The organism is Pseudoalteromonas holothuriae (genome assembly GCF_945859825.1).
Classification (GTDB): Bacteria; Pseudomonadota; Gammaproteobacteria; order Enterobacterales; family Alteromonadaceae; genus Pseudoalteromonas; species Pseudoalteromonas holothuriae.
Map to the genome: position 1 here is coordinate 212,989 of NZ_CAMAPC010000002.1, position 22,933 is coordinate 235,921.

19 protein-coding genes are annotated in these 22,933 nt (G+C 41.0%); 10 read left to right on the forward strand and 9 right to left on the reverse strand.

From position 1 onward, the window contains the following. Window positions 1-103 precede the first annotated feature (103 nt). On the forward strand, window positions 104-1,318 hold the full coding sequence (gene fabB, locus OCI93_RS03255) for a beta-ketoacyl-ACP synthase I (RefSeq protein WP_261593374.1): 1,215 nt from the start codon (window positions 104-106) through the stop codon (window positions 1,316-1,318). A 380-nt stretch (window positions 1,319-1,698) separates the two neighbouring features. On the opposite strand, the gene smpB is transcribed toward fabB, so the two are convergent. Further along, a complete protein-coding gene (gene smpB / locus OCI93_RS03260) occupies window positions 1,699-2,181 on the reverse strand; it encodes an SsrA-binding protein SmpB (protein WP_261593375.1) in 483 nt (160 codons plus the stop codon). A gap of 140 nt (window positions 2,182-2,321) precedes the next feature. On the opposite strand from smpB, the gene OCI93_RS03265 reads away from it, so the two are divergent. Next, on the forward strand, window positions 2,322-2,756 hold the full coding sequence (locus tag OCI93_RS03265; RefSeq protein ID WP_261593376.1) for a type II toxin-antitoxin system RatA family toxin: 435 nt from the start codon (window positions 2,322-2,324) through the stop codon (window positions 2,754-2,756). Further along, window positions 2,756-3,076: an RnfH family protein gene (locus tag OCI93_RS03270; protein ID WP_261593377.1), complete on the forward strand. Its 321-nt coding sequence runs from the start codon at window positions 2,756-2,758 to the stop codon at window positions 3,074-3,076. Before OCI93_RS03265 ends, OCI93_RS03270 begins: the two co-directional genes overlap by 1 nt. 56 nt (window positions 3,077-3,132) lie before the next feature. Here the strand turns inward: OCI93_RS03270 and OCI93_RS03275 are convergent, their stop codons facing one another. Beyond that, the gene (locus OCI93_RS03275; protein WP_261593378.1) at window positions 3,133-3,492 is read right to left on the reverse strand and encodes an outer membrane protein assembly factor BamE; all 360 of its coding nucleotides are present in this window, start codon (window positions 3,490-3,492) and stop codon (window positions 3,133-3,135) included. Between the two features lie 121 nt (window positions 3,493-3,613). Here OCI93_RS03275 and OCI93_RS03280 point away from each other — a divergent pair, with 121 nt between their 5' ends. Further along, entirely contained in the window at window positions 3,614-3,934 is a 321-nt protein-coding gene (locus tag OCI93_RS03280; RefSeq protein ID WP_261593380.1) for a GIY-YIG nuclease family protein, read from the forward strand. Here the strand turns inward: OCI93_RS03280 and OCI93_RS03285 are convergent. The 4 genes from OCI93_RS03285 to ilvC all read right to left on the reverse strand — a co-directional run bounded on the left by OCI93_RS03285 (window position 3,862) and on the right by ilvC (window position 9,778). Then, window positions 3,862-4,803 carry a M28 family peptidase gene (locus OCI93_RS03285; RefSeq protein WP_261625771.1) on the reverse strand — a complete coding sequence of 314 codons (942 nt, stop codon included), beginning with the start codon at window positions 4,801-4,803 and terminating at the stop codon, window positions 3,862-3,864. The genes OCI93_RS03280 and OCI93_RS03285 overlap by 73 nt on opposite strands. After that, window positions 4,739-5,920: a tetratricopeptide repeat protein gene (locus OCI93_RS03290; RefSeq protein ID WP_261625772.1), complete on the reverse strand. Its 1,182-nt coding sequence runs from the start codon at window positions 5,918-5,920 to the stop codon at window positions 4,739-4,741. Before OCI93_RS03290 ends, OCI93_RS03285 begins: the two co-directional genes overlap by 65 nt. Window positions 5,921-6,113: 193 nt before the next feature. Beyond that, on the reverse strand, window positions 6,114-8,027 hold the full coding sequence (locus OCI93_RS03295; protein WP_261593383.1) for a methyl-accepting chemotaxis protein: 1,914 nt from the start codon (window positions 8,025-8,027) through the stop codon (window positions 6,114-6,116). A gap of 278 nt (window positions 8,028-8,305) precedes the next feature. Then, on the reverse strand, window positions 8,306-9,778 hold the full coding sequence (ilvC, locus tag OCI93_RS03300; RefSeq protein ID WP_261625773.1) for a ketol-acid reductoisomerase: 1,473 nt from the start codon (window positions 9,776-9,778) through the stop codon (window positions 8,306-8,308). Between the two features lie 121 nt (window positions 9,779-9,899). On the opposite strand from ilvC, the gene ilvY reads away from it, so the two are divergent. From ilvY to OCI93_RS03325, 5 genes are all read left to right on the forward strand, one after another. Beyond that, window positions 9,900-10,814: an HTH-type transcriptional activator IlvY gene (ilvY, locus tag OCI93_RS03305; RefSeq protein WP_261593385.1), complete on the forward strand. Its 915-nt coding sequence runs from the start codon at window positions 9,900-9,902 to the stop codon at window positions 10,812-10,814. A gap of 288 nt (window positions 10,815-11,102) precedes the next feature. Then, on the forward strand, window positions 11,103-12,857 hold the full coding sequence (locus tag OCI93_RS03310; protein WP_261593391.1) for a DUF4856 domain-containing protein: 1,755 nt from the start codon (window positions 11,103-11,105) through the stop codon (window positions 12,855-12,857). A gap of 86 nt (window positions 12,858-12,943) precedes the next feature. Continuing rightward, the gene (locus OCI93_RS03315) at window positions 12,944-14,212 is read left to right on the forward strand and encodes an imelysin family protein (RefSeq protein WP_261593392.1); all 1,269 of its coding nucleotides are present in this window, start codon (window positions 12,944-12,946) and stop codon (window positions 14,210-14,212) included. Next, the gene (locus OCI93_RS03320) at window positions 14,205-16,430 is read left to right on the forward strand and encodes a TonB-dependent receptor family protein (protein ID WP_261625774.1); all 2,226 of its coding nucleotides are present in this window, start codon (window positions 14,205-14,207) and stop codon (window positions 16,428-16,430) included. The genes OCI93_RS03315 and OCI93_RS03320 overlap by 8 nt, the downstream gene beginning before the upstream one ends. Window positions 16,431-16,496: 66 nt before the next feature. After that, entirely contained in the window at window positions 16,497-17,489 is a 993-nt protein-coding gene (locus OCI93_RS03325) for a sterol desaturase family protein (RefSeq protein ID WP_261625775.1), read from the forward strand. On the opposite strand, the gene OCI93_RS03330 is transcribed toward OCI93_RS03325, so the two are convergent. After that, window positions 17,486-17,704, reverse strand: a complete 219-nt coding sequence (locus OCI93_RS03330) for a DUF3820 family protein (RefSeq protein ID WP_261593397.1) — start codon at window positions 17,702-17,704, stop codon at window positions 17,486-17,488. The genes OCI93_RS03325 and OCI93_RS03330 overlap by 4 nt on opposite strands. Window positions 17,705-17,846: 142 nt before the next feature. Further along, window positions 17,847-19,865: a TonB-dependent copper receptor gene (locus OCI93_RS03335; protein ID WP_261625776.1), complete on the reverse strand. Its 2,019-nt coding sequence runs from the start codon at window positions 19,863-19,865 to the stop codon at window positions 17,847-17,849. A 395-nt stretch (window positions 19,866-20,260) separates the two neighbouring features. Here OCI93_RS03335 and putP point away from each other — a divergent pair, with 395 nt between their 5' ends. Next, window positions 20,261-21,739 carry a sodium/proline symporter PutP gene (gene putP, locus OCI93_RS03340; protein WP_261593400.1) on the forward strand — a complete coding sequence of 493 codons (1,479 nt, stop codon included), beginning with the start codon at window positions 20,261-20,263 and terminating at the stop codon, window positions 21,737-21,739. 205 nt (window positions 21,740-21,944) lie between these two features. Here putP and OCI93_RS03345 read toward each other — a convergent pair whose 3' ends face one another. After that, window positions 21,945-22,844, reverse strand: a complete 900-nt coding sequence (locus tag OCI93_RS03345; protein ID WP_261593401.1) for a substrate-binding periplasmic protein — start codon at window positions 22,842-22,844, stop codon at window positions 21,945-21,947. Window positions 22,845-22,933 lie beyond the last annotated feature (89 nt).

The following is a 22,933-nucleotide window of genomic DNA, read 5'->3' on the forward strand; positions in this document are numbered from 1 at the left end:
AAAATTAATTCAGAGTACGTGTGTACGCTGGAAAGCTGACCACTTAGTGAGTCTTTTCAGCGTAGAATAGCCGCAATTTAGTAAAGATTAAGGGAATTTACCCATGAGAAGAGCCGTTATTACGGGGATCGGTGTTGTATCTAGCATCGGCAACAATAAGCAAGAAGTACTAGAGTCTTTAAAAGCTGGCAAAAGTGGTATTGTATTTAATCAAGAGTTTGCTGACTATAACTTGCGCAGTAACGTCTCTGGCAACCTTGATATTGATGTGAAACAGTTTGTTGATCGTAAGGCGCATCGCTTTATGGGTGACGCGGCTGCATTTTCATATATCTCAATGGCTCAGGCAGTTGAAGATTCAGGCCTAGCACCGGAACAAGTATCTAACGAGCGTACAGGACTTATCGTCGGGTCAGGTGGTGGTTCATCAAAATACCAAGTTGAAGCCGCTGATATTTTACGTGAAAAAGGTGTTAAGCGGGTTGGTCCTTATATGGTGCCTCGTACCATGGCAAGTACGACTTCCGCGTGTTTAGCAACGCCTTTTAAAATCAAAGGTGTAAACTATTCAATTAGCTCTGCGTGTGCCACTTCAGCACATTGTATTGGCAACGCTGTTGAGCAAATTCAGCTAGGTAAGCAAGATGTTATTTTTGCCGGAGGTGGTGAAGAGCTGCATTGGACTTTAGCCATGGAGTTTGATGCTATGGGAGCGTTATCAACTAAGTATAACGACATACCAGAGCAAGCGTCTCGTACTTATGATGCAAACCGTGATGGCTTTGTCATCTCTGGTGGTGGCGGTATTGTTGTGGTTGAAGAGCTAGAGCATGCGTTAGCTCGTGGCGCACATATTTATGCTGAAATAGTTGGCTATGGTGCAACATCAGATGGTTACGATATGGTTGCACCTTCAGGTGAAGGCGCTGTACGTTGTATGAAACAAGCACTGCAAGGTGTTGAAGGACCTGTTGATTATCTCAATACACATGGCACATCAACCCCAGTGGGTGACGTTAAAGAGCTAAGTGCTATTCAAGAGTTATTTGGTAGCAACTCACCAGCAATTAGTGCGACTAAGGCAATGACTGGCCACGCGCTAGGTGCTGCGGGTGTTCATGAAGCTATTTTCTCATTACTTATGTTAGAAAATAGTTTTGTTGCGCCATCAATTAATATTGATGAACTTGATGAACAAGCGCAAGGCTTGGATGTTGTTACCGAGCGTCGTGATGTTGAACTCAATACTGTGATGTCAAATAGCTTCGGTTTTGGTGGCACAAACGCTACGTTAGTGATGCAAAAGTATAAAGGCTAAACCTAGGGTCTGTTGAACTTTGAGGTATGAATTTTGTTCAAATCAAAGGCTTTCATTACGCAAAATGAGCAATGCAGCATAATAGTTTATGTCAGTTGCGAATGACAAAGTAGTGGAAGCCTATGGTTGAACCCTTTGGGCAGCGCCATTCGGGGATTTTTTCTGCGTTATCACCTAGCTGACATAGAATAACTATGCGACGTAGGCTCTGCCTTGCCAAAACCCCCGAATGACTGCTGCAAAAACACACAGCAAAGATCAACAGACCCTAAACTTAGCGTATAGAGCCTCGCATTGAAGCGGGGCTTTTTATTATAAAAATACAAGTGCTATGAATTTGAATGATTAAAAAAGCCTCAATATGTATGAGGCTTTTTGTTTTATCTTGCTTTGTGTTTCATTAAGCGTTCTTTTTCACGAGACCAATCTTTATCTTTGGTATCAGCACGCTTATCATGCATTTTTTTACCTTTGGCCAAGTGGAATTCAAGTTTAACCCAACACTTTTTCCAATACATGGCGGTGGCTATAAGGGAAAACCCCTCTCGCTCTGTTGCGCCCACAAGTCGGTCAATTTCGCGCTTATTCAGCAACAGCTTACGATAACGCATAGGATCACAAATTACGTGCGTAGATGCGCTATTTAAAGGCTGAATTTGACTGCCAAGTAGAAAAGCTTCGCCATTTTTTAAATGAATGTAAGTATCGGAAATATTAACTTTGCCAGCTCGGATACTTTTAACTTCCCAGCCTTGTAGTTCGACACCCGCTTCGAATTTGTCGCTTAAAAAATACTCATGACGCGCTTTTTTATTGAGCGCGATAGTATTGCTTGTTGATTTAGATGATTTTTTCTTTGCCATAATGGCCTAGTTTACCTAGAAAAGAGAGCAGAAAACAGTGCTTTTTTAATTTTGCGCCTTATTTTCGCTTAGTGAGGTACTGCAGACAAGATAATTTTTAAAAAGCTTGCTAAAATCGGCGCAAATGAATTGGAGTAACTATGCCACAAATAGAAAAAAGTGCATTGGTGATGTATAGCACCCAAGAGATGTTTGAGTTAGTCAACGATGTAGATGCTTATCCAATATTTCTACCTCATTGCTCAGATGCAAAAATTATCCAAGCAGCTGAAGGTGGTATGACTGCCAGTTTAGAAATTTCAAAAGCAGGGCTTAAAAAGTGGTTTACCACGGAAAATAGCTTTGATGGTACAACGGTACATATGCAACTAGTTGATGGGCCATTTAAATCATTAAAAGGTCATTGGCAATTTACTGAACTGGACGAGCAAGCTTGTAAAGTGAGTTTAAAGTTAGAATTTGAATTTGCCAGCAGGTTAATCGAGATGGCATTTGGTAAAGTGTTTAACGAAGTGGCGAAAAGTATGGTTTCTGCTTTTACGCAACGTGCGAAGATAGTTTATGGAGCCAGGTAATGATCAAAGTAGAAGTTGTATTTGCTTTGCCGCATAAAGCGGTTTGCCTTGAGGTTGATGTGGCTGAAGGCACATCAGCAGAGCAGGTAGTAATGCAGTCTGGTATTTTGGATAAGTGTCCTGAAATTGATGCGACCAAGTTAATCGTCGGGATTTGGAATCGCACGGTTAAAAATCATCAAGTTGTCAAAGAAGGTGATAGAGTTGAAATATATCGTCCTTTGATTGCAGACCCCAAAGATGCAAGGCGCAAAAGAGCTGAAAAAGCAAAAGAAGAAGGTAGGGCAAACAAGATAACCGGTGGCAGGGCGCTCGGTTAACTTAAAAGTGAGTGATATTTAAAAAGGGCAACATCGGCCCTTTTTAAATATTGAACTTATTGATCTAGCGGTATATTGAAAGATTCAGGTTCATCGAAGTCACCACTTATTTTTTTCAATTTTTCGCCATCAAAGTGCACCGTAAATGATTTTCGTTGCTCTGACTTACGATCAATATTATATACATATGCGTAGTGCCATTGCTGGTTGTTAAAAGCGTCTTTGGCGATAGGAGTGCCAAGCACAAACAAAACTTGTTCGCGGGTCATATCGACACGTAGTTTATCTACATCTGACTGCTCTAAAAAGTTACCTTGTGGCACGTTGATGCGGTATACCCAGCTTGAGCAACCAGATAGCATCACAGTAATTACAACAGCACTGAGCCATACGCAAAGGGATTTATTAGACAGCATGTATTTGTGTATCCTTATTTTATGTTATTTGCATGATACCGATTAAGAGCAGAAGGTAAAGCTTCTTGTCGAACTTCGACCATGCAAGCGATAAAAAGTTTCTGATAATGAGCATTTTCAAATGACAGAGCAGTATAAAAAGAAAAATAATTGGTCTATTTATATTGTTGAGACACGGATTGGTCATTGGTATACGGGTATTACAACTAACGTGCTCGAACGAGTCGCGGCTCATGAAGCGGGGAAGGGCGCTAAAAACTTGAAGGGAAAAGGTCCATTGAGGTTAGTGTTTAGTTATGAAGTGGGGAATAAGAGCCAAGCGAGTAAATTGGAATGGCAAATTAAGAAATTGTCTAAAGTGCAAAAAATTCAGCTAGTACATTTTGAAGGGCAGCGCAGTAATGCCACTATAAAGTCACTGATGAACATAACAACGTGCTGATACTTTTCAAAATCCATGGCTTGTAGAGTATCTTTAGTACTGTGATGGTTTTTATCCTCTCCCATGCCAAAATATAAATAAGGCATTCCAGCACGATAGAATGCGTAGTGGTCACTGGCTCTTAACCAGTCAATTCGCCCGCCACCGAGCTGCCTTTTCATCCTTTGAGCGCTGACTAGTTTTACTTTGAAATTATTGTTGTTAAGTTTTGATAATGTTTGCGTATAGGGACGAGCACCGGATGATTGCATAATATACAGGGTGTTTTTTTTGTTTAGTGCTAGCATATCTAAATTAATATTAAGCGCATATTTAGCTAAACTATCAATTGTTGCAACGAAGTGTTTTGCGCCATGCAGACCTTTTTCTTCCGCATCGGTTGCCAGCAATACCACAGGGCTATGACGTACAGCTTTTTTAAGCTGTTCGGCAATCGTCAGCAGTGCAGCTGTGCCAGAGGCATTATCATTTGCTCCTGCATATATCTTGCTACCATTTATGCCTAAGTGATCATAATGAGCGGAAATCACCACCACTTTGCCACAAGGTAAAGTATTACATGGCAACTGTGCTATGACATTGTGGCCATGCGCTTGGGAGAAAAAGCCTTCTTTGAAAGCAAATTTTTGAAACTCAGTATTCAAACCAAGCTCAGAAAAGCGCTCAAATAAAAATTGAGCGCTAATATTAGGTTTGTCACTACCCGCTTCCCTTCCAGCATGAGGTAGACTGGTAAGCGTCGCTAGATCACTATATAGTTGATGTGATTTTGCTTGTACAGCAACACATAGTAATAACAGCAGGCTAGTTCTTAGCCACTGCTTGTAGCCATTGCAGCTTGCCTTGATAGCGGTTACGATCGTGAACAAAATTAGATTGCTTATATGCTTTAGATAAATAATGCTTCGCCAGCTCAATTTCACCTCTTAAATAATACACTCTCGCCATGCCAAAGTAACTATCGTGCATTTGACTATCAAGCTTTTTAGCTTGGCGAAAGTACGCGAGTGCATCAGACAGTTTATTGGCCTCAAGTGCATCATTACCTTTGACTATTTGATAATATGGGTTGTTTTTACGTTTGTTATCTAATCTAGCAAGAATTTGCTCACCTGCGGCTTCTCGGTTGGTTAATTTGTAAAGCAATGCGAGATTGCCTAAGACATTGCTGTTTCCAGGGTTAAGCGCTAATGCTTGTTGGTAAACTTCCTCTGCTTGTTCCATAAAGCCATTAACCCTAAATACAATAGCTAAATTCCCCCACGCGCCTGAATATTGAGGGTCTGTATTTATGGCTGCTTTAAAGTAACTATATGCCATGTCAAAGTCTTTTCTAACTAAAGCCATTGCACCTTTGTTACTATAAAACATTGATAAAATACGTTTTTTTGAAATACTGGATACGGGGAAGTTTTGTTCTCGGCTATTTGGGTCAAAATCAATCGTTATTGACTTGGGCTTGCTGTATAAAACATGTGCAGCACCGAGACTGCGGTTTGCTTCAGAAACAACTAGATTTACATGGCCGGTGAGTAAACTGTAGCCTTGAGTTTGGTCCCAATATTCAGGGATATGAACTCGCTGAAAATGCCCGTCAAACCCTAAAAATTCCGATAGACTATAAGCTAAAATTGACAATGATAAGCAGTTTGCGTTTAGATTGCTAAACGCTTCAGAAGCGGTTAAATTAGCGTTTGATTGGTAGGCGAGTGAAGCTTCGCCATTATCAACTAAAAATTGCATTAATGCTTGGGCTTGTGATAGGTGAGGGGGGCCATCATTAAAATAGCTGGTAAGTTTAGAGGTTACTTTACTATCAAGGCGAAAAACGTCACTTTGTGTTTCCACCTGATGCTCTTCAAAAAAACTGTTTTTACTTAGGTCTGTATTAACCTTAACTTCATTTTGAGTACTATTACAACCTGTTAGAAAGAATAGACTAACGTAAAGAGCACCAAAGACGAATGCACACTTCAAATTTTGCATACTATTACCCTCATATAGCTAACTCATTTAATCTTAGACCATAATTTACACATATTGTTCGATTTAAACGTTACAAATTATTTCAACTTTGCTTTCAAACTCAGTGATATAAACGCAGAGTAGGTGTATGGGGAGGTAATATTGAAGTGAAAAAGCAGCGTTTAAGCTGCTTTTTTCAAACATAATAATTTATTTACTGTTGTTCAAAGCTAGCTACGAGGGTGTCCAGTGACTTGGCTGAGTCAGCCAGCGCTTGAATGGATTGCTCGGTATTGAGCTGCGCGCTCATTACATCATCGCTGATGGTACTGATATGCTCAATGCTTCGGCCCACATCAGCAACTACGTTGCTTTGCTGTTCAGTCGCTGCAGCGATTAAGGTGGTCATATCGTTTATTTGATTTGCCGTCTCTGTGACATCTTCCATTAAGTCTACTGAGATTTGCATACTCTCAACACTTTGTTCAGCTTGTTGCTTTGAGCGATTAATTTGATTGACAATTGCATCAGATGTTTGCGTCAACTCATTGATAGTTGCTTGTATTTCATCCGTTGAATTTGATGTTCTACTTGCTAGTGCGCGAACTTCATCGGCAACAACCGCAAAGCCTCTTCCGTGCTCACCTGCTCGAGCTGATTCAATTGCTGCGTTTAGCGCTAGTAAGTTAGTTTGTTCAGAGATCCCACGAATAACATCTACAATGTTTGCAATAGATTGTGTTTTGTTTACCAGTTTTTCTACTGCATGTGCCATGGCATCAATATCTGTCGCTAATGTTTGCAATGTTTTTTGACTTTGCTGAACACGATGATGGCCCTGCTCTGACGACGCTTTACTTTGCTCTGTTAATTTTGCAGAGTTACTTGCGCTGCCTGCAATTTCTTGTACCGTTGCACCCATTTGGTTAATCGCGGCAGCAACCGAAATGGTTTGCGACTTTTGCTCATCTAATGCTTGTGAGTTATTGTGGCTTTGTTCAAACACTTGCTCACTGGCGTTGCGAATATCATGACTTTCGTTGGCAACCATTTTGATAGCCGCTTCAATTTTGGAAATAAATTCATTAAACCCATCTGCGAGGGCTTGCAATTCAGGTTGTTTCAAATCAGGCACCCGATAATGCAATTTAGCATCACCACTTCCGAGGCGGGCGAATAGCTTAGCCATATTAGACAGTGGAGCACTTAGGTTTTTTGCCATCAATAAACTGATAAAGCAGGCGATAACCGCAGTCACTAATGCAAATAAAATAATTTGCCATTGCAGCGCATTGATTTCATCAAACACCTCATCGGCAGGTACTTGTGCGATAACATATAAATCTGTCTGTTCTATTGCGCTGGCGGCAATAATGGTGTCATGGCCATTGAGTTTGACTGTATCCACGGCAAAGTGACGACCATTGAGTAGTGTGTGGCTTGCGTTGTCTCCATAAAAATCACTTAGATTTGATTTGGCAACTTTTGAGGCGTCAGGGTGAAGTTGAACTTGCCCTTGTGCGTTTACCACATATACAAACCCTGTCTTTTCAATAGTCATATTGCTGAGCATACGTTGCATGTCATCTATACTTTTGGCAAGACCAGCTAAGCCGATACCGTTAGTTTGTTGATGGTTAACAAACATTTTTACATCATCAGGTGCTTCTTGGTAGATGCTAATAGAAAACGGGTCACTGCTTTGCGTAAAGGTAAAAAACCAGCCATCTTGCTGTTGATTCAATACTCTTAAAAATCCGTTTTGATTCCAGTATTGTGCACTGCTGCGGTTGGCCCACGAGGCGGTTACTAAATCATACTGTTGCGTTATACGCTTGAGTTCATTTACCAATAAGGTCTCATCTAATTGACCTTGTTTGGCCACCTCAGTTATAAACTGGTTACTTGATAGTTGTTGTGCTGCGTTTTTTAATTGCAAAATTTGCTGCGCAATTGACTTGTTTATACTCTCTACTTTGCTAGGGAGTTCTGACTCTAACATCCTTTTTTCAGTCATCGATTTAGCGCTATAAATCGCTTTTGCTCCAATAACGCTGGCTACAATAATTGCGATTAAGCTACCAAGGAGGGTGATCCTTTGGGTAATAGATAGGTTATACATCCGCATTTAATTACACTTTTTACCGAACTGAATTAAATATTCTAGCATACTCCATTATTGGGGCATATTTTTTCTGTTTATTTGCTTATAGGTCTGATGTAGTTAATAAATTCTAATTATAAACTCTTTCAATAGCTTATATTACGGCGATTGTTAATATAGTAATATGAATATAGAAAAAGCCCATTGCATAGGCTAATGGGCTTTGGTTTCTAACAAGCGAACTATTAAAGCAAGCCAAGCGTTGGTGCTTTCCCTGACGTGCGCTTGCCTAGGGAGATGGCTTAAACAATCTTTTTCATCGCTGACATGTAGCCACGTAAGGTTTCACCTACTTTTTCGACTGGGTGATTACGAATGGCATGATTTACTTGTATAAGCAACTGATTATCTACATAATTATCACTAGTGCCGAGTCCTTTTCCAATCACGTCAGTGTTTAACTTGCTCATAAATGGTTTAAGTAAGGGCAAACAGGCATGGTTATATAAGTAACAACCATATTCAGCCGTATCTGAAATTGTTCTATTCATTTCAAATAGTTTTTTACGAGCAATGGTATTGGCAATGAGTGGTGTTTCATGCAGCGACTCATAATAGGCAGACTCGTCAATGATCCCAGCTGCTGTCATTGTCTCAAATGCGAGTTCAACCCCAGCTTTAACCATTGCAACCATTAAAATACCTTGGTCAAAAAATACTTGCTCAGAGATTTCTTGCTCAGTGTTTGGTTGTTTTTCAAATGCCGTGTTAGCGGTGTCTGCGCGCCATGAAAGAAGTTTGGCGTCGTCTTCTGCCCAATCTGCCATCATACCTTTTGAGAATTCGCCGCTGATGATGTCGTCCATATGTTTGTTGTAGAGAGGGCGCATTATTTGCTTTAGCTCTTCGCTTAACTCAAATGCTTTTAGTTTGGCTGGGTTTGATAGACGGTCCATCATGTTGGTAATGCCGCCATGTTTTAAGGCTTCAGTTATTATTTCCCAGCCATATTGAATAAGCTTTGATGCGTAGCTTGCCTCAATGCCTTGCTCAACCATTTTGTCAAAACAAAGCAAAGACCCTGTTTGCAACATACCACACAGGATAGTTTGTTCGCCCATCAAGTCTGATTTTACTTCAGCAATAAACGAAGAGTGCAATACGCCTGCTTTATGGCCACCAGTGCCTGCTGCATAGGCTTTTGCTTGTGCGAAGCCTTTACCCTCAGGGTCATTCTCTGGGTGAATGGCAATTAATGTTGGTACACCAAAGCCACGTTTATACTCTTCACGTACTTCAGTGCCTGGGCATTTTGGCGCCACCATAATAACAGTGATGTCTTTGCGTACTTGCATGCCTTCTTCAACAATATTAAAGCCATGTGAGTAAGCAAGTGTTGCGCCTTGTTTCATTAATGGCATCACGGCGTTAACCACTGCGGTATGCTGTTTGTCAGGCGTTAAGTTAAGTACGAGATCGGCGGTGGGGATCAGCTCGTCGTAGGTGCCAACGGTAAAATCGTTTTCAGAGGCGTTTAAAAATGATTGGCGTTTTTCGCTAATTGCAGATTCGCGCAACGCATAAGTAACATTCAAGCCTGAGTCTCGAAGGTTTAAACCTTGATTAAGACCTTGTGCGCCGCAGCCCACAATAACCAACTTTTTGCCTTCTAACTCTTTAACACCACCGTCAAACTCTTTGGGGTCCATAAATTCGCACTGAGCTAACTGAGCTAGTTGCTCTCTTAAGGGAAGTGTATTGAAATAGTTCGCCATGTGAGTACCTTTATAAATTCGCGTTTGTTAGAAATGTTTATGTGTTCAGCATAAGTACTGTTTTTGATTACGTAAAATGATATATTTGAATTACTGTATTTCATTTTTTGAAAGGTAAAATGTGGACCACAAGCAGCTCGGCTATTTTTTAACATTGGCAGAAACGCTTCACTTTGCGCGTGCTAGTGAGCAATGCCATGTAAGTGCTCCTACTCTGAGTCGACAGATAAAACAGCTTGAGCAAGAGCTAGGAACGGAGCTATTTATACGTGATAACCGCAGCGTTAGGCTTACGGTTAATGGCAAGGCGTTTGTGGATTATGCCCAAGCAACGCTGGCTAAGTGGCGACAGTTTAAAGGCCAGTGTCAAGATAGTGCCGGGCCGCTCACCGGTGAGTTAAGTATGTATTGCTCGGTAACAGCCACATATAGTTTTACTTATGACTTATTTGCTGTTTTTAGAAAGCAGTTTCCAGCCATAGAGTTAAACCTTAATACAGGCGATCCCGCTTTTTCTATTAACCATGTACAAACAGGCAAAGAAGATGTTGCAGTTGCGGTTGCGCCATCGCATTTGCCGCAAGGAGTTGCATATTTACCACTTGGTAAATCAAAGCTAGTGATCATAGCACCTACCATGGATTGCCCGCTAAGTGAGCTGATTAATAGCCACCTCAATACGCCTAGCTTATGGGAGCAGCTCCCTTTTATTATGCCAGAGCATGGTGTGTTAAAGGAGCGTATTGATGCTTTTTGCGCGAGGCAAAAGTTAACGCCTAAAGTTTATGCGCATGTGTCAGGTCATGAAGCAATGGTGGCATTGGCCAGTTTAGGTTTTGGGGTCGCATGCGTGCCGCAAATTGTGTTAGAACAAAGCCCGTTTTTAAATCAAGTTCAACACTTAGAAGTCGAACCAAAAGGTAGCCTTGAAGAAATTGAAATTGGCTTGATTTGCAAGCAAAAAAGGCTGCAAGACCCAGTGGTAAGTGCGCTGTGGCAATGCGCTACACAGCTATTCTCGAACCCTTACTCGTAGGTTATTGATTGTTTCGCTTTTGCTAATTATTGGTTGGCTCAAGTTATACTTCATTTACAGCTTGGCTACACCAGTCTAAATCGTTTGAATTACTTGCAGAGCGCTGCCTGATTGTGATTTACCTAAAATGAAAAAAAATGATTGTTTACATAACGCCAATATATTACCTACAAAGCGTGATAAGTTTATACTGGCAACGCAAATAATATTGATTGTCATTTAGATATGTGTATACTTTCACTCCAGATAAGAAATACAAATATTAATTATTTTCAAAGGAAATCATTGATGGTTTTACGAAAGTCTCTTCTGGCCACTTCTATTGTAGTTGCAACATTGGGTTTAACCGCGTGTGGCGGTTCAAGTTCAAGCAGTAACGATTCAAATAATAATGGTGATAATGGCACGGTTACCACGCCTACCAACTCAGCACCAACAGCGATTGCATTAACAGCACAAGCGCAAGTAAATGAAAACGTAGCGGGTCAAGTTATTGGTACTTTAGCTGCAACAGATGCTGACTCGGATGAAACATTCACATTTACCACTGCTGATGAGCGTTTTCTGATTGATGCAACATCTTTAGTACTTAAGCCATCAGTTATTTTAAACTTTGAAGCCGAGCCACAAGTATCTGTTGATGTAACTGTCACAGACAGTGCCAACAATACGTTCTCTGCTGCTGTGACATTTGATGTAACTGATGCAAAAGATTATGACTTTTTAAATGCTGAATCAGGTGATTCAAGCGTATCTTACTCAGGCCAAATTGCACGTCATGCGCTAATTAAAGAATTGTATAACTATATTGGTGGTGACTTAGCAACTGATGCACAGACCATGACTGCCGATGCATTACTTGCGCAATTAAACAAGTTTTATAAAATTTCAGATGGCGACTATGATGCCATCGCAAATGCTATGTCATTATCAATCGTACAAGATGCAAAACAAGCAACACTGGCTGACATTTCAGGAAGCCATAAAGACTTAAGCGGTAAAATTGCAGGTAATGATGCAACGGGCCAACACAAAGATTGGAACGATGGTGCAAGTTTTGAAGGGTGGGCTGGTCTTGAAATAAACACGCCTGAAGGGTTAATGAACGCTTTAATTGCACAAGTTGTAGAGCGTGTGCAGCAAACTACTGTACAAACGCCAAATGGTAAAGAAATAGAAACGCATTACGTAACCGCTGAGGGTGTTGACCTTAAACAGTTAACGCAAAAGTTTTTATATGGTGCGGTGGCATTTTCTCAAGGTGCTGATGATTACCTAGATGATGCAACACAGGGCAAAGGACTTAAAACCAGTAACATTCTCGACGATAAAGCATATACAAACCTTGAGCATCAATGGGATGAAGGTTTTGGTTACTTTGGTGCTGCTCGTAACTACCTAAGTTACACAGATGAAGAAGTAGCCGCTAAAGGCGGTCGTGAAAACTGGCAAGGGAACAACGACTTTAATGCTGATGGCAAAATTGATTTAAATGCTGAGTACAATTTTGGCAACTCTACCAATGCAGCGAAGCGTGATTTAGGCTCTAAAGACTATGATGCAAAAACTGACTACAGTGCAGATGCCTTTAATGCATTTTTTGCCGGTCGTAAGTTAATTTCTGATAATGTAGGCACTGAGCTTACTGATGAGCAGTTAACTGAACTTAAAGGCTATGCAGTTGCTGCAACGGCAGCATGGGAAAAGTCTATCTCAGCCACAGTTGTTCACTACATTAATGATACCATCGCTGATCTGGAACAGATGAAAGTGGGTACCTATGAAGCTGATAAGTTTGTAACATTAGCTAAGCACTGGTCTGAAATGAAAGGCTTTGCACTTAATTTGCAATTTAACCCAGAATCACCTTTCAATGCAGAGGCAAATGCGGGTAAATTTGCGCAAATGCATGTGTTAATGGGTAACAAGCCAGTAGTGGGTGAACAGGCGGACGTAGAAGCTTATATTGTTGAGCTTAAGCAAGCGCGTGATATTTTACAGCAAGTTTATAGCTTTGACGGTGAAGTCGTTACTAACTGGTAATTTACTCACAGATAAACTATCAAAAAGGTTAGCTTTTCGAGGCTAGCCTTTTGTTGTATTTAAAATCGAATAAAAAGAGGCGATTGATGGCACCAACATTTAAACCTTTATTGTTAGCAAGCACTTTAGCTGCATTGCTAAGCGGTTGTGGTGAGAGTACCTCAAGCTCAACCGGCGAGAACTTTTCTGACAGCAAAGACAATGGCACTATTAGCTTTGATCAACAAGCGTTGTTAGTGAGCTTAACCGATAATGTAATTACGCCAACCTTTGAAGCATTTGCAAACAAGGCGCAATCTTTACCTGCACAAGTTAAAGCGTACTGTGATTTAGAAACGAGTTTTGACCCAAGCATGCAAGATGAAGCCCAAAAAGCTGCAAGGGATGAAGCAAAGCTAGCTGCACAAGACGCATGGCGTGAAACAATGGTTAGCTGGCAACATGCTGAGTTGATGGTCGTTGGTCCGCTTTTAGAGAACGACAAGTCATTGCGTAATGACATTTACTCTTGGCCCAATGCCAGCACCTGTAGTGTTGACCAAGATGTGGTGTTTTTTGAGCAAGGTATGATTAATGGTGTTGCTTATAACATTCGTAACCGTTCAGACAAACGTCGTGGTTTAGATGCCAGTGAGTATTTGTTGTTTAACGATGAGTTGGCTTATAGCTGTAGCAGTGTTGCCGCAGGTGACATTTTAGCTAATTGGAATACTCGCGATGAGCAATCACGCAAAGTGGCGCGTTGTCAATTTGCAGTAGAAGTTGCTAATGATTTAAGTCACTCTGCGCAAACGTTATTAAATCAGTGGAGTGGTGAGCAAGGCTACAGTGAGGTATTAAAAACAGCGGGCCAACCGGGTAATAAATTTGAAACGCAAACAAAAGCCATCAATGAAATCTCCGATGCATTGTTTTATATGACCGAAGAACTCAAAGACTACAAATTGGCGACGCCACTTGGCTTATTTGCTAATAGCTGCGGCTTAGAAGCTTGCCCGCAAGCGGTGGAGTCTGTGTATGCTAAGCACTCTATTGAGAATATAAAAGCCAATATTACCGCATTTGAGCAACTGTTTTTAGGTGGTAATGGTGATGCAGCCGCAACTGGGTTTGATGATTTCTTAGATGAACAACAAGCCTCAGATACAAAGCAAGTTATGTTACAAGGTATTGCTGATGCTAAGGTGGCTGTTAATGCGCTGGAAGGTAATTTGCAAACCACGTTGGTTAATGACCAAGCGGCTGTGACTAATACACATGAAAAAGTAAAAGTAGTGACCGATCAACTTAAAAATGATTTTATTAATAAGCTTGCACTAGAACTTCCAAAAACGTCGGCAGGTGATAATGACTAAAGGGCCTTTTATGCAAAAATCTTTGTTAGCTTTGGCAGTAGCAGTTGCTATGCCAAATGCATTCGCAGCTGATAGTGACGATGAATTAGAGCATATTCAAATACTCAGTCACTATGACAAACTACGTACTGAAGCGGGCTCTGCAACATTGATAAGTGAAGAGCAACTAGAAAAATACGAATACGATGATATTCATCGTATTTTAGCCTCCGTACCGGGTGTGAACATTCGTGAAGAGGATGGCTATGGTTTGCGCCCTAACATCGGCTTTCGAGGTGTAACCCCTGAGCGTAGTAAGAAAATTACAATTCTAGAAGATGGTGTATTGATTGGCCCTTCGCCTTATTCAGCGCCAGCAGCTTACTATTTTCCAGTCACGACCCGTATGACTGCGGTGGAGGTCTTTAAAGGGCCTGCCGCGATTAAATATGGACCACAAACTGTTGCAGGCACCATTAATTTAGTGACGCGTAAAATCCCTGAGTTTAATGAAGGTGGTATAGATGTGTCGGCAGGGAGTGATGGCTATCAAAAAGCCCACGGCTACTTTGGGTCTGTTGTTAACAATGTTGGGTTTTTACTTGAAGGCGTAAATCTAAAAGCCGATGGTTTTAAAGACCTTGACGGTGGTGGTGATACCGGATTCAACAAAAACGATATTCTGGCCAAGTTTAACTACAAGATGCGTTCAAATGGCTTTGATCATACCTTTGCACTTAAGCTGTCTTACTCTGATGAGCAATCAGATGAAACTTATTTAGGTTTGACGGATGCTGACTTTGCAAGTACGCCATATCGGCGTTACGCAGCATCGCAAGATGCTTTAATGGATACTGAACATCAACAAGTGATGTTTTCACATTACTTAGAAAATGATGATATTAAAGTAACGTCACGTATTTACCGTAACGATTATGAGCGAGCGTGGCGTAAGCTAAATAACTTAACGAATACGAGTGGTTCTTTATCATCTATTTTGGCGAACCCGACTAAGTATGCGGATGAATATGGTGTTATTTCAGGCCAGCAAGATTCGGTACAGGCAGGCCGTAGCTCAATCTTTTTAACCATGGGCACTAACGACCGCGAATACTTTTCACAAGGTATACAAGTGGATGCGTCAATTAAGTTCAAGTTGTTTGACTTAGACCATAAGCTCGCTGTGGGTGTACGTTATCATGAAGATGAAATTGAGCGTAAGCACTTTGAGCAGACGTATGCGATGAGTTCAGGCCGTGCTCAAAATACCGGCCAAGCTAAAGCATTTACCACTTTAGATACCGAAGCAACTGATGCTTGGTCGGTGTATATGGAAGATCAAATTACCTTAGATGCGTTAACACTGGGTATAGGTGTACGCGGTGAATTGATGGATATGCATTACCAAAACAACAAAGATGCACTAGATTGGCAAGATAAAACAACGCGTATTTGGATGCCAGGTATCAGTGGCTTTTATAAGCTATCAGATGAGTCGGGGTTACTGTTTGGTGTACACCAAGGTTTTGTGCCATCGTCACCCGCTCAAACAGAGGATATTAAACTTGAAAAAAGTGTGAACTATGAGTTTGGCGGTCGCTTTAATGACGGTATTACTCAGTTTGAGTTAGTTAGCTTTTACAATGATTATAGTAATTTAAAAGAAAGTTGTAGTCAGTCGAACTGTGGTATTGATTCACAAATAGACCAAGAGTTCAACGGTGGAGCAGTGGATGTATACGGAGTTGAGGCTCAGTTCTCACAAAGCTACCCGTTAAGTTTGCATTTAGAAGTTCCTTATGGCTTTGTTTACACTTACACCAAAAGTGAATTTCAGCATGATTTGCGCTCTGAGTTCGCCCAGTGGGGAGAGGTTAAAAAAGGCGATGAACTGCCTTATTTGCCTAACCACCAAGCAACCTTTAATATTGGTTTAGTAGCGAAAGATTGGCAGTTATCTATGGCCGTGAAGTATGTTAGCTCAATGCCTGAAGCTGCAGGAGTAAGCTGGCAAGATACAAACATTGGGACAACGGTTAATATTCCGCTTGCAGGCGAACAAGTGCCTTCAAATGTGACTGTTGACTTGTCAGCAAGTTACGAGTTAAGTGAGTATGGCCGTATTTATGCCAAAGTAGATAACCTTCTTGATGAAAATGAAGTGGTTAGCCGTCGTCCGTATGGTGCGCGCCCGGGCAAACCTCGTCAACTTTCTTTAGGATATAAATATCAGTTTTAATGACTGTGCTGATTACCTAGGGATAAATTAAGGGTCACTCAGTAGGCCCTTTTTTAGAGGTATACTATGTTAGAACAAATGTGGCAGAGTTTTATTTCTTTGCCCAATTATTTGCTCGATGCGAATAAGCGCATTTATATTCCCTATCTATTAACTGCAATCGTGATGGCAGTACCTGTGTATTTTGCCGCGCAAGCTCAGCGTTCGCTACGTGGTTTTTTGGCATTTTTGTTACCTAAAAAAGTATGGTTATGTAAAAGTGCAAAGCTGGATTATTGTTTACTGATCACAAATGTTTTGTTGAAGGCGGCGTTATTTACGCCGATTGTACTGACTATGGTGCCTGTGGCCATTGCGACTACAGATATTTTAGAGTGGGGATTTGGCCAGCCCTTGCATCTGGCTTGGTCAGACACTGCGGTGATAGCGATATTTACGGTGATGCTGTTTATTGTTGATGATTTGACTCGGTTTTTGTTGCACTTATTACTACATAAAGTGCCCTTCCTTTGGGAATTTCATAAAGTACATCATTCAGCAAAGGTATTAACGCCGTTTACTATTTATCGGTCACACCCTGTTGAAAGCTATCTCTACGCATGCAGGATGGCACTCACGCAAGGCTTAGTGGTTGGGTTTGGCTATCATTTTTTTGGTACAGGGCTAAGTATGTTTGACATTCTGGGTGCCAATGCATTCGTTTTCTTATTTAATATCTTTGGGGCTAACTTACGCCACTCTCATATTCGCTTTAGCTGGGGCGATAAGCTAGAAGGTTGGCTAATTAGTCCGGCACAACATCAAATACATCACAGCGATAACCCTAAGCATTTTGACACTAATTTGGGGTCTGCACTGGCTATTTGGGATAGAATGTATGGTTCTTTAATTAAGGCATCTGCTGCACCCAATATCAATATTGGTGTAGGCCGATATGATGCTGGGCACGATTCAGTAGCCGCGATTTACCTCAAACCTTTTAGGCAAGCATTTATGACGTTGTTAGGTAAAAAGTCTATGGTGAAACCGCCAATAAATAAGCTTGATAATGAACGTTAGTCATGTTTTAAAAGTGGCATCAACATTTTTTCTAGACCATTGAGTTTTACTTCGTAAATCATAGCGAGCTGCTCACCAAGTTTGCCTTGAGGAAAGCCTTGTTGTTTAAACCAAACAACATAAGGTTCGGGAAGTAACAATAAGGGCATACCGGCATGTTTTCCAAATGGCATTTTTGTATTCACGGCTTCAACGAGTGCTTGTTGGTTATGCATTTTGATTGCTAATAAAGTGAATTGGGTCGCTATTGTAACAATTAATGCCTAGAGTATCGATCAGATTAAAATTTAATCTGATCGATACTCTAGGCATTACACCGAAATCAGCAAGCGTGCGCTTCGGTGTAAACTCGATGATTTAAAAGCGCCAGTTTATATTGCTCCATAAGGTCAAACCGGCTTCATTCACTTTGTCTATTTGCTGATAGCCACTCACGGCCGAGCCTGATTTACTTAAATGTTGTGCATAAATTTTATCAAACAAGTTATCTACGCCCATGCTCCAATCAACACCTTTTGATAGGTTATATTGTGCGTTTAACGATAAAGTACCATAGCCACTTGTGGGTGTTATATCTTGTCCTGCGATATTGCCTTGCGCCGGTGCAACCCGATGCTGAGCTGCCGCCACGTGCCAAAGCATGCCAACTCGCCATGTTTTTTGTTCATAATCTAGTGTGACGCGCATTTGTAAAGGAGGCTGTTGTGCTAACGCAATATGGTCCGTGAGGTTGCTACCGCGAACATAACTGAAGCTTGCTGCTGCTTGCCAATATTTGGTTAAGTGATAATTAATATCGGCCTCAAAGCCAAGTGTTTCAGCATCAATATTGCGTGTTACTTTACGTTGCATAGCCACTTGCCCATAAGCGTTGTCAGTTAAAATAAAATCACTGATACGGTTGTAAAATAGTGATACGTTACTTTGCCACTGAGTACTTGCGTGTTGTATACCGAAATCTAGTTGGTTTGTTTTCTCTACATTAGTATTAAATGCACTGCTACTATTTATGGCCATACGGTTGCCACCAAGTAACTCCCAGTAGTCAGGAAATCGTTCGGTATGGCCAAAGCCAATAAAGTAACTGCGATTTTCGCTCTGTTGAGCATAGCGAGTAAAACCACTCCATAAGGTGTCTTTACGAGTTGTATTGGCTGTTGGGTTAGGTGCTTTTTTCATCATCATGGTAATTTGTTGCCGCAAGTCTTTCGCTTGCCAACGATCAATACGCAGGCCAGATATAATCTGTTGATGCTCACCAAGAGATAACTCATGTTCGCCAAAAAGACCTAACTTTTTAAATTCGCCATCGGTTTTACGCGGCATGAGTTGTACTGGGTTGTTGAGCTGGTTCATGCTGCTTCGATTTCTATGGCGGTCTTGCAGATGATCTAAGCCAAATTTTAATGTATTGGACGTATTAAGTTGAGCATCAAAGACTATTTTACCACCTTGAGAGCGCCTGTCTGGGTTGGCGGATGTTGGCAGCTTCATCATCATGTTGGGTTTAAATTGGCGTAAACTGTGATTGTCCATGATGTGATCGACATCGTTGTAATACCACTGTGCATCAAGATGGTTGATGACGCCTATGCTAAGTGCCCATTGTGCACGAATTGCGCCGTGGGTTCTATCAAATAAGCTACCGTCCATCATACGATCCGCATAGGCAACTTCACCATCGCTGCGGCCATAAGTTAGGCTAATAATGTTATCATCACTCGGAGTGTAGGCAAGCTCCATATCGCCGTTCCAGCGTTTGTAATTAGAGTGGATAGTGGTGTTGTTTCCATCTTGGTAGTCACCCGCACGGCTGTGGCTACCTGCAACACGAAAATAATAATCAGGCGTACCCGCTTTGATATCAACATTGATGCTACGACGCTCAGCACTGGCAACAACTGCATTGGCAAAACCTTGGAGTTGAGGTTTTTGTAACCGTTGTTGGTTACGCTCAAAAATAACGGTAGCGGCACTGTTTCCCGAACCGTAAAGTACCGTCTGTGGGCCTTTAATAACGGTTAGTGTGTCATACGTTTGAGGGGTAATGTAAGCGGTAGGTGGGTCCATTCTAGAACCACATCCCCCTAATGTTAATCCACCATCGGTAATAATATTTAAACGTGAACCTGCCATGCCCCTAAAAACGGGGTCGCTACTTGCGGCTCCCTTTTTGATAAGAGAAAACCCAGTAATGCTTGATAACAAGTCTGCACCATCCTGAGCGGGAAGGGGTTGCCTTGGAAGTTTTGGGTCAGTTTGTAACAATAAAGGCGATTGCATGGGTGCTATTACCACAATGTGCTCTAGTTCATCTTCATCAGCCATACACTGCAAGGCACTAAGCAAAGCAACACTAAGCAGAGTTATTTTCATTTTTTATATTCCATTCAGTAATTTGAGAAGAATTTTATCGATATGGCAGAAATTTTACATGTGACAGATTGTCGCACCTAATGAGTGCTCACTAAAAGGCGCCTGTATTTCGTACATTAATACTTAGATTAATAAAGAGGGAAAAATTAACCTTTTATAAGTTTACATTTAAGAAGGTGAGCTGGGAGTGGCTAGTTTGCCCTTGCTACTGCACTTTTGGTGTCATAAAAATTGTAAAAAGTTGAGTGTATTGCTTGAGCTACTATGCTGGGGTGTGAATGTTATTCATGCTATAGTCGAGCAAAACAAATAAGGCTCTCTTTTTAATGATAAAAATAAAAGCGTGTGCTAGATAGTTGTCATTAAGTAGGGTGCTCATAACGAAGGAGGTAACTTTGGAATTAGGCACGATTATTTCGTTAGTCATATACTTTGTGGTGATGTTAGGTATAGGCCTTTACGCCTATCGTAAATCAACCGGAGATGTTTCAGGTTATATGTTAGGGGGGCGAAATTTACCTCCCAGTGTGGCTGCTTTGTCTGCGGGGGCGTCTGACATGAGTGGCTGGATTTTAATGGGTTTACCTGGCGCAATGTTTGTGACTGGCTTTAGCAGTACGTGGATTGCTATTGGCTTAGTCATTGGTGCTTGGCTTAATTACTTTTTAGTAGCACCGCGATTGCGGGTATATACTGAGCTTGCCAGTGATGCGATTACTATACCTGATTATTTTGCAAATCGCTTTGAAGATAAAGGCAATGCTTTACGTATTGTATCAGCACTGGTCATTATTGTATTTTTCACTTTGTATACGTCTTCTGGTGTTGTCGCTGGTGGTAAGTTGTTTGAAAGCTCTTTTGGTATGAGCTACGAACTAGGCCTGTACGTAACAACTGGCGTTGTTGTCTTGTATACATTATTTGGCGGCTTTTTAGCTGTGAGCCTTACGGATTTTGTGCAAGGCTGTATTATGTTCATTGCCTTGATTTTAGTACCACTTGTTACATATTCATTACTTGATACGCCGTTATCGTCCACGCTAAATTCTATGAATCCAGACATGCTAACTTGGGTTGGTGCTGGTGGTGCTATTGGAATTATATCGGCGATGTCTTGGGGATTAGGCTATTTTGGGCAGCCACATATTATTGTTCGTTTCATGTCGGTAAGAAGTGTAAAGGATATGCCAACAGCGCGTCGCATTGGTATGACTTGGATGATTGTTGCTGCTTTAGGTGCCGTTGGTACGGGCTTATTTGGAGCCGCTTATGCCCAAGAAAAGGGGATTGTTGTCGAAGACCCTGAAACCATCTTTTTAATTTTATCACAATTATTGTTCCATCCACTCATTGCAGGGTTTTTATTAGCGGCAATTTTAGCTGCCATCATGAGTACCATTTCTTCTCAGTTGTTAGTCAGTTCAAGTTCTTTAACGGAAGATTTCTATAAAATCTTTATACACAGAGAGGCAACAGACAAAGAGTTGGTTTTAGTTGGTCGTTTAAGCGTTGTAGTTGTGGCTTTATTCGCAATTTATTTGGCTTATGATAGAGATAGCTCAATCTTGAGTTTGGTTAGTAATGCTTGGGCGGGCTTTGGTGCAGCATTTGGGCCTTTGGTTTTATTGAGTTTGTTTTGGCAACGTATGAACTTTTATGGCGCATTAGCTGGAATGGTGTCAGGTGCTGCAACGGTATTAATTTGGATTTATGCGCCAATTACTATTAATGGACAAGTATTAAGTTCCATCATTTATGAAATTGTGCCGGGCTTTATTGTGTCACTCAGTGCCATTGTGGTTGTGAGTTTGGCAACAAAAGAACCCAGTGAGCCAATTCAAGATTTGTTTAAGAAAGTTCAAACAGAACTTTAACTTAACCTCAGGTTTGGATAAGGGGTTTGGCATAAAAAATATTTTTTTCAATATCAAGGCGCTGTTGCTTTTATGCAGTAATTGCGGGCTATTACAAATGAAAGCAACGTCGAGAGTGAGAAAAATAGCTTTATTGGGCAAATTCGCTTATCTAGAACTGAGATTAACTTACTACTGTTTTAAAAAAGCGTCGTTAGGCGCTTTTTTAAAAGCACTCTAAATTTCCCATTTCAATTATTCTTTGCGTCTCTCCTTGGTTACCAAATTGGTACAAACTTCTGTTGATGTCATCGAGTACTTGACGCCATTGTGGTGCCTTTTTGCTTAGAGCAAAGTATAAATGATTGTATTTTAATATATTGGTTTCGTTTTCAATATTGCTCAAAAGCTTCACTTTCATACTCTTGGATAGGTCAGAATAATTTACGGTAAAGCGTAGTACTTTTGGGTCACCAATAATTAGGTCTACACGTTTAGCAACCAGAAGCTTAACAAGTTGTAAATCATCAACCGCTTCTACAATCACAAATTCGCCATTGTCCATCATGGCGTCAAATTCCGGTGTATTTTGGTAACCTCTTACGACGCCAATCTTTTGTCCTTTTAAAGAATTTAAATTACCGTCAAAACGGTCTTTGTCACCTTTGCGCTTTAACAAGCCTACTTCGCCACCAGGAAATGAATTTGATAATGCAAGCATTTCTCTGCGTGTTTTACCGGTAACATAGTCTGAAGGTGCTGAATCTTCAATATAATATTCTGGCATGAGAATATCTGCTTTGCCTGTTTCCACTTCCCTGACCGCGCGAGCCCAAGGCAAAAACTCAATATACACAGGGTAGCCTTGCTCAGTGAGCAATGCGATTGTAAATTGAAACACCCAACCTTTATTACATAATGCTTGCCCTATGTAAGGAGGCCAATCAAGCGTGACAATACGCAGCATCTTTTTGTGCCCATCAACATTATATAAGTAGCCATTTTTATACTCACTCCCTTGGACAAGTTGATAGGTTGCGTTTTTAAAATAGCCTACATTCACAACACTTTGCGCCGTGACTAAACAGGTTGTAAGTATTAACATTAGTGCTAGAATAATGCGCATATTAAATCTTAGCTAAGCTTTGCAGTGTATTGGTTAAGTTTAGAGAAGTAGCAGAATTTTTCCATGAAATTTTAGGGACAAAAAAACCG

Excerpts from the sequence above, each read along its gene's own strand:
- OCI93_RS03265 (WP_261593376.1), top strand. The coding sequence starts at position 2,322 with ATGCCACAAATAGAAAAAAGTGCATTGGTGATGTATAGCACCCAAGAG.
- OCI93_RS03345 (WP_261593401.1), bottom strand. The coding sequence starts at position 22,844 with ATGCGCATTATTCTAGCACTAATGTTAATACTTACAACCTGTTTAGTC.
- OCI93_RS03270 (WP_261593377.1), top strand. The coding sequence starts at position 2,756 with ATGATCAAAGTAGAAGTTGTATTTGCTTTGCCGCATAAAGCGGTTTGC.
- OCI93_RS03325 (WP_261625775.1), top strand. The coding sequence starts at position 16,497 with ATGTTAGAACAAATGTGGCAGAGTTTTATTTCTTTGCCCAATTATTTG.
- smpB (WP_261593375.1), bottom strand. The coding sequence starts at position 2,181 with ATGGCAAAGAAAAAATCATCTAAATCAACAAGCAATACTATCGCGCTC.
- OCI93_RS03315 (WP_261593392.1), top strand. The coding sequence starts at position 12,944 with ATGGCACCAACATTTAAACCTTTATTGTTAGCAAGCACTTTAGCTGCA.
- OCI93_RS03280 (WP_261593380.1), top strand. The coding sequence starts at position 3,614 with ATGACAGAGCAGTATAAAAAGAAAAATAATTGGTCTATTTATATTGTT.
- fabB (WP_261593374.1), top strand. The coding sequence starts at position 104 with ATGAGAAGAGCCGTTATTACGGGGATCGGTGTTGTATCTAGCATCGGC.
- OCI93_RS03320 (WP_261625774.1), top strand. The coding sequence starts at position 14,205 with ATGACTAAAGGGCCTTTTATGCAAAAATCTTTGTTAGCTTTGGCAGTA.
- OCI93_RS03275 (WP_261593378.1), bottom strand. The coding sequence starts at position 3,492 with ATGCTGTCTAATAAATCCCTTTGCGTATGGCTCAGTGCTGTTGTAATT.
- ilvC (WP_261625773.1), bottom strand. The coding sequence starts at position 9,778 with ATGGCGAACTATTTCAATACACTTCCCTTAAGAGAGCAACTAGCTCAG.
- OCI93_RS03295 (WP_261593383.1), bottom strand. The coding sequence starts at position 8,027 with ATGCGGATGTATAACCTATCTATTACCCAAAGGATCACCCTCCTTGGT.
- OCI93_RS03310 (WP_261593391.1), top strand. The coding sequence starts at position 11,103 with ATGGTTTTACGAAAGTCTCTTCTGGCCACTTCTATTGTAGTTGCAACA.
- OCI93_RS03335 (WP_261625776.1), bottom strand. The coding sequence starts at position 19,865 with ATGAAAATAACTCTGCTTAGTGTTGCTTTGCTTAGTGCCTTGCAGTGT.
- OCI93_RS03330 (WP_261593397.1), bottom strand. The coding sequence starts at position 17,704 with ATGCATAACCAACAAGCACTCGTTGAAGCCGTGAATACAAAAATGCCA.
- OCI93_RS03290 (WP_261625772.1), bottom strand. The coding sequence starts at position 5,920 with ATGCAAAATTTGAAGTGTGCATTCGTCTTTGGTGCTCTTTACGTTAGT.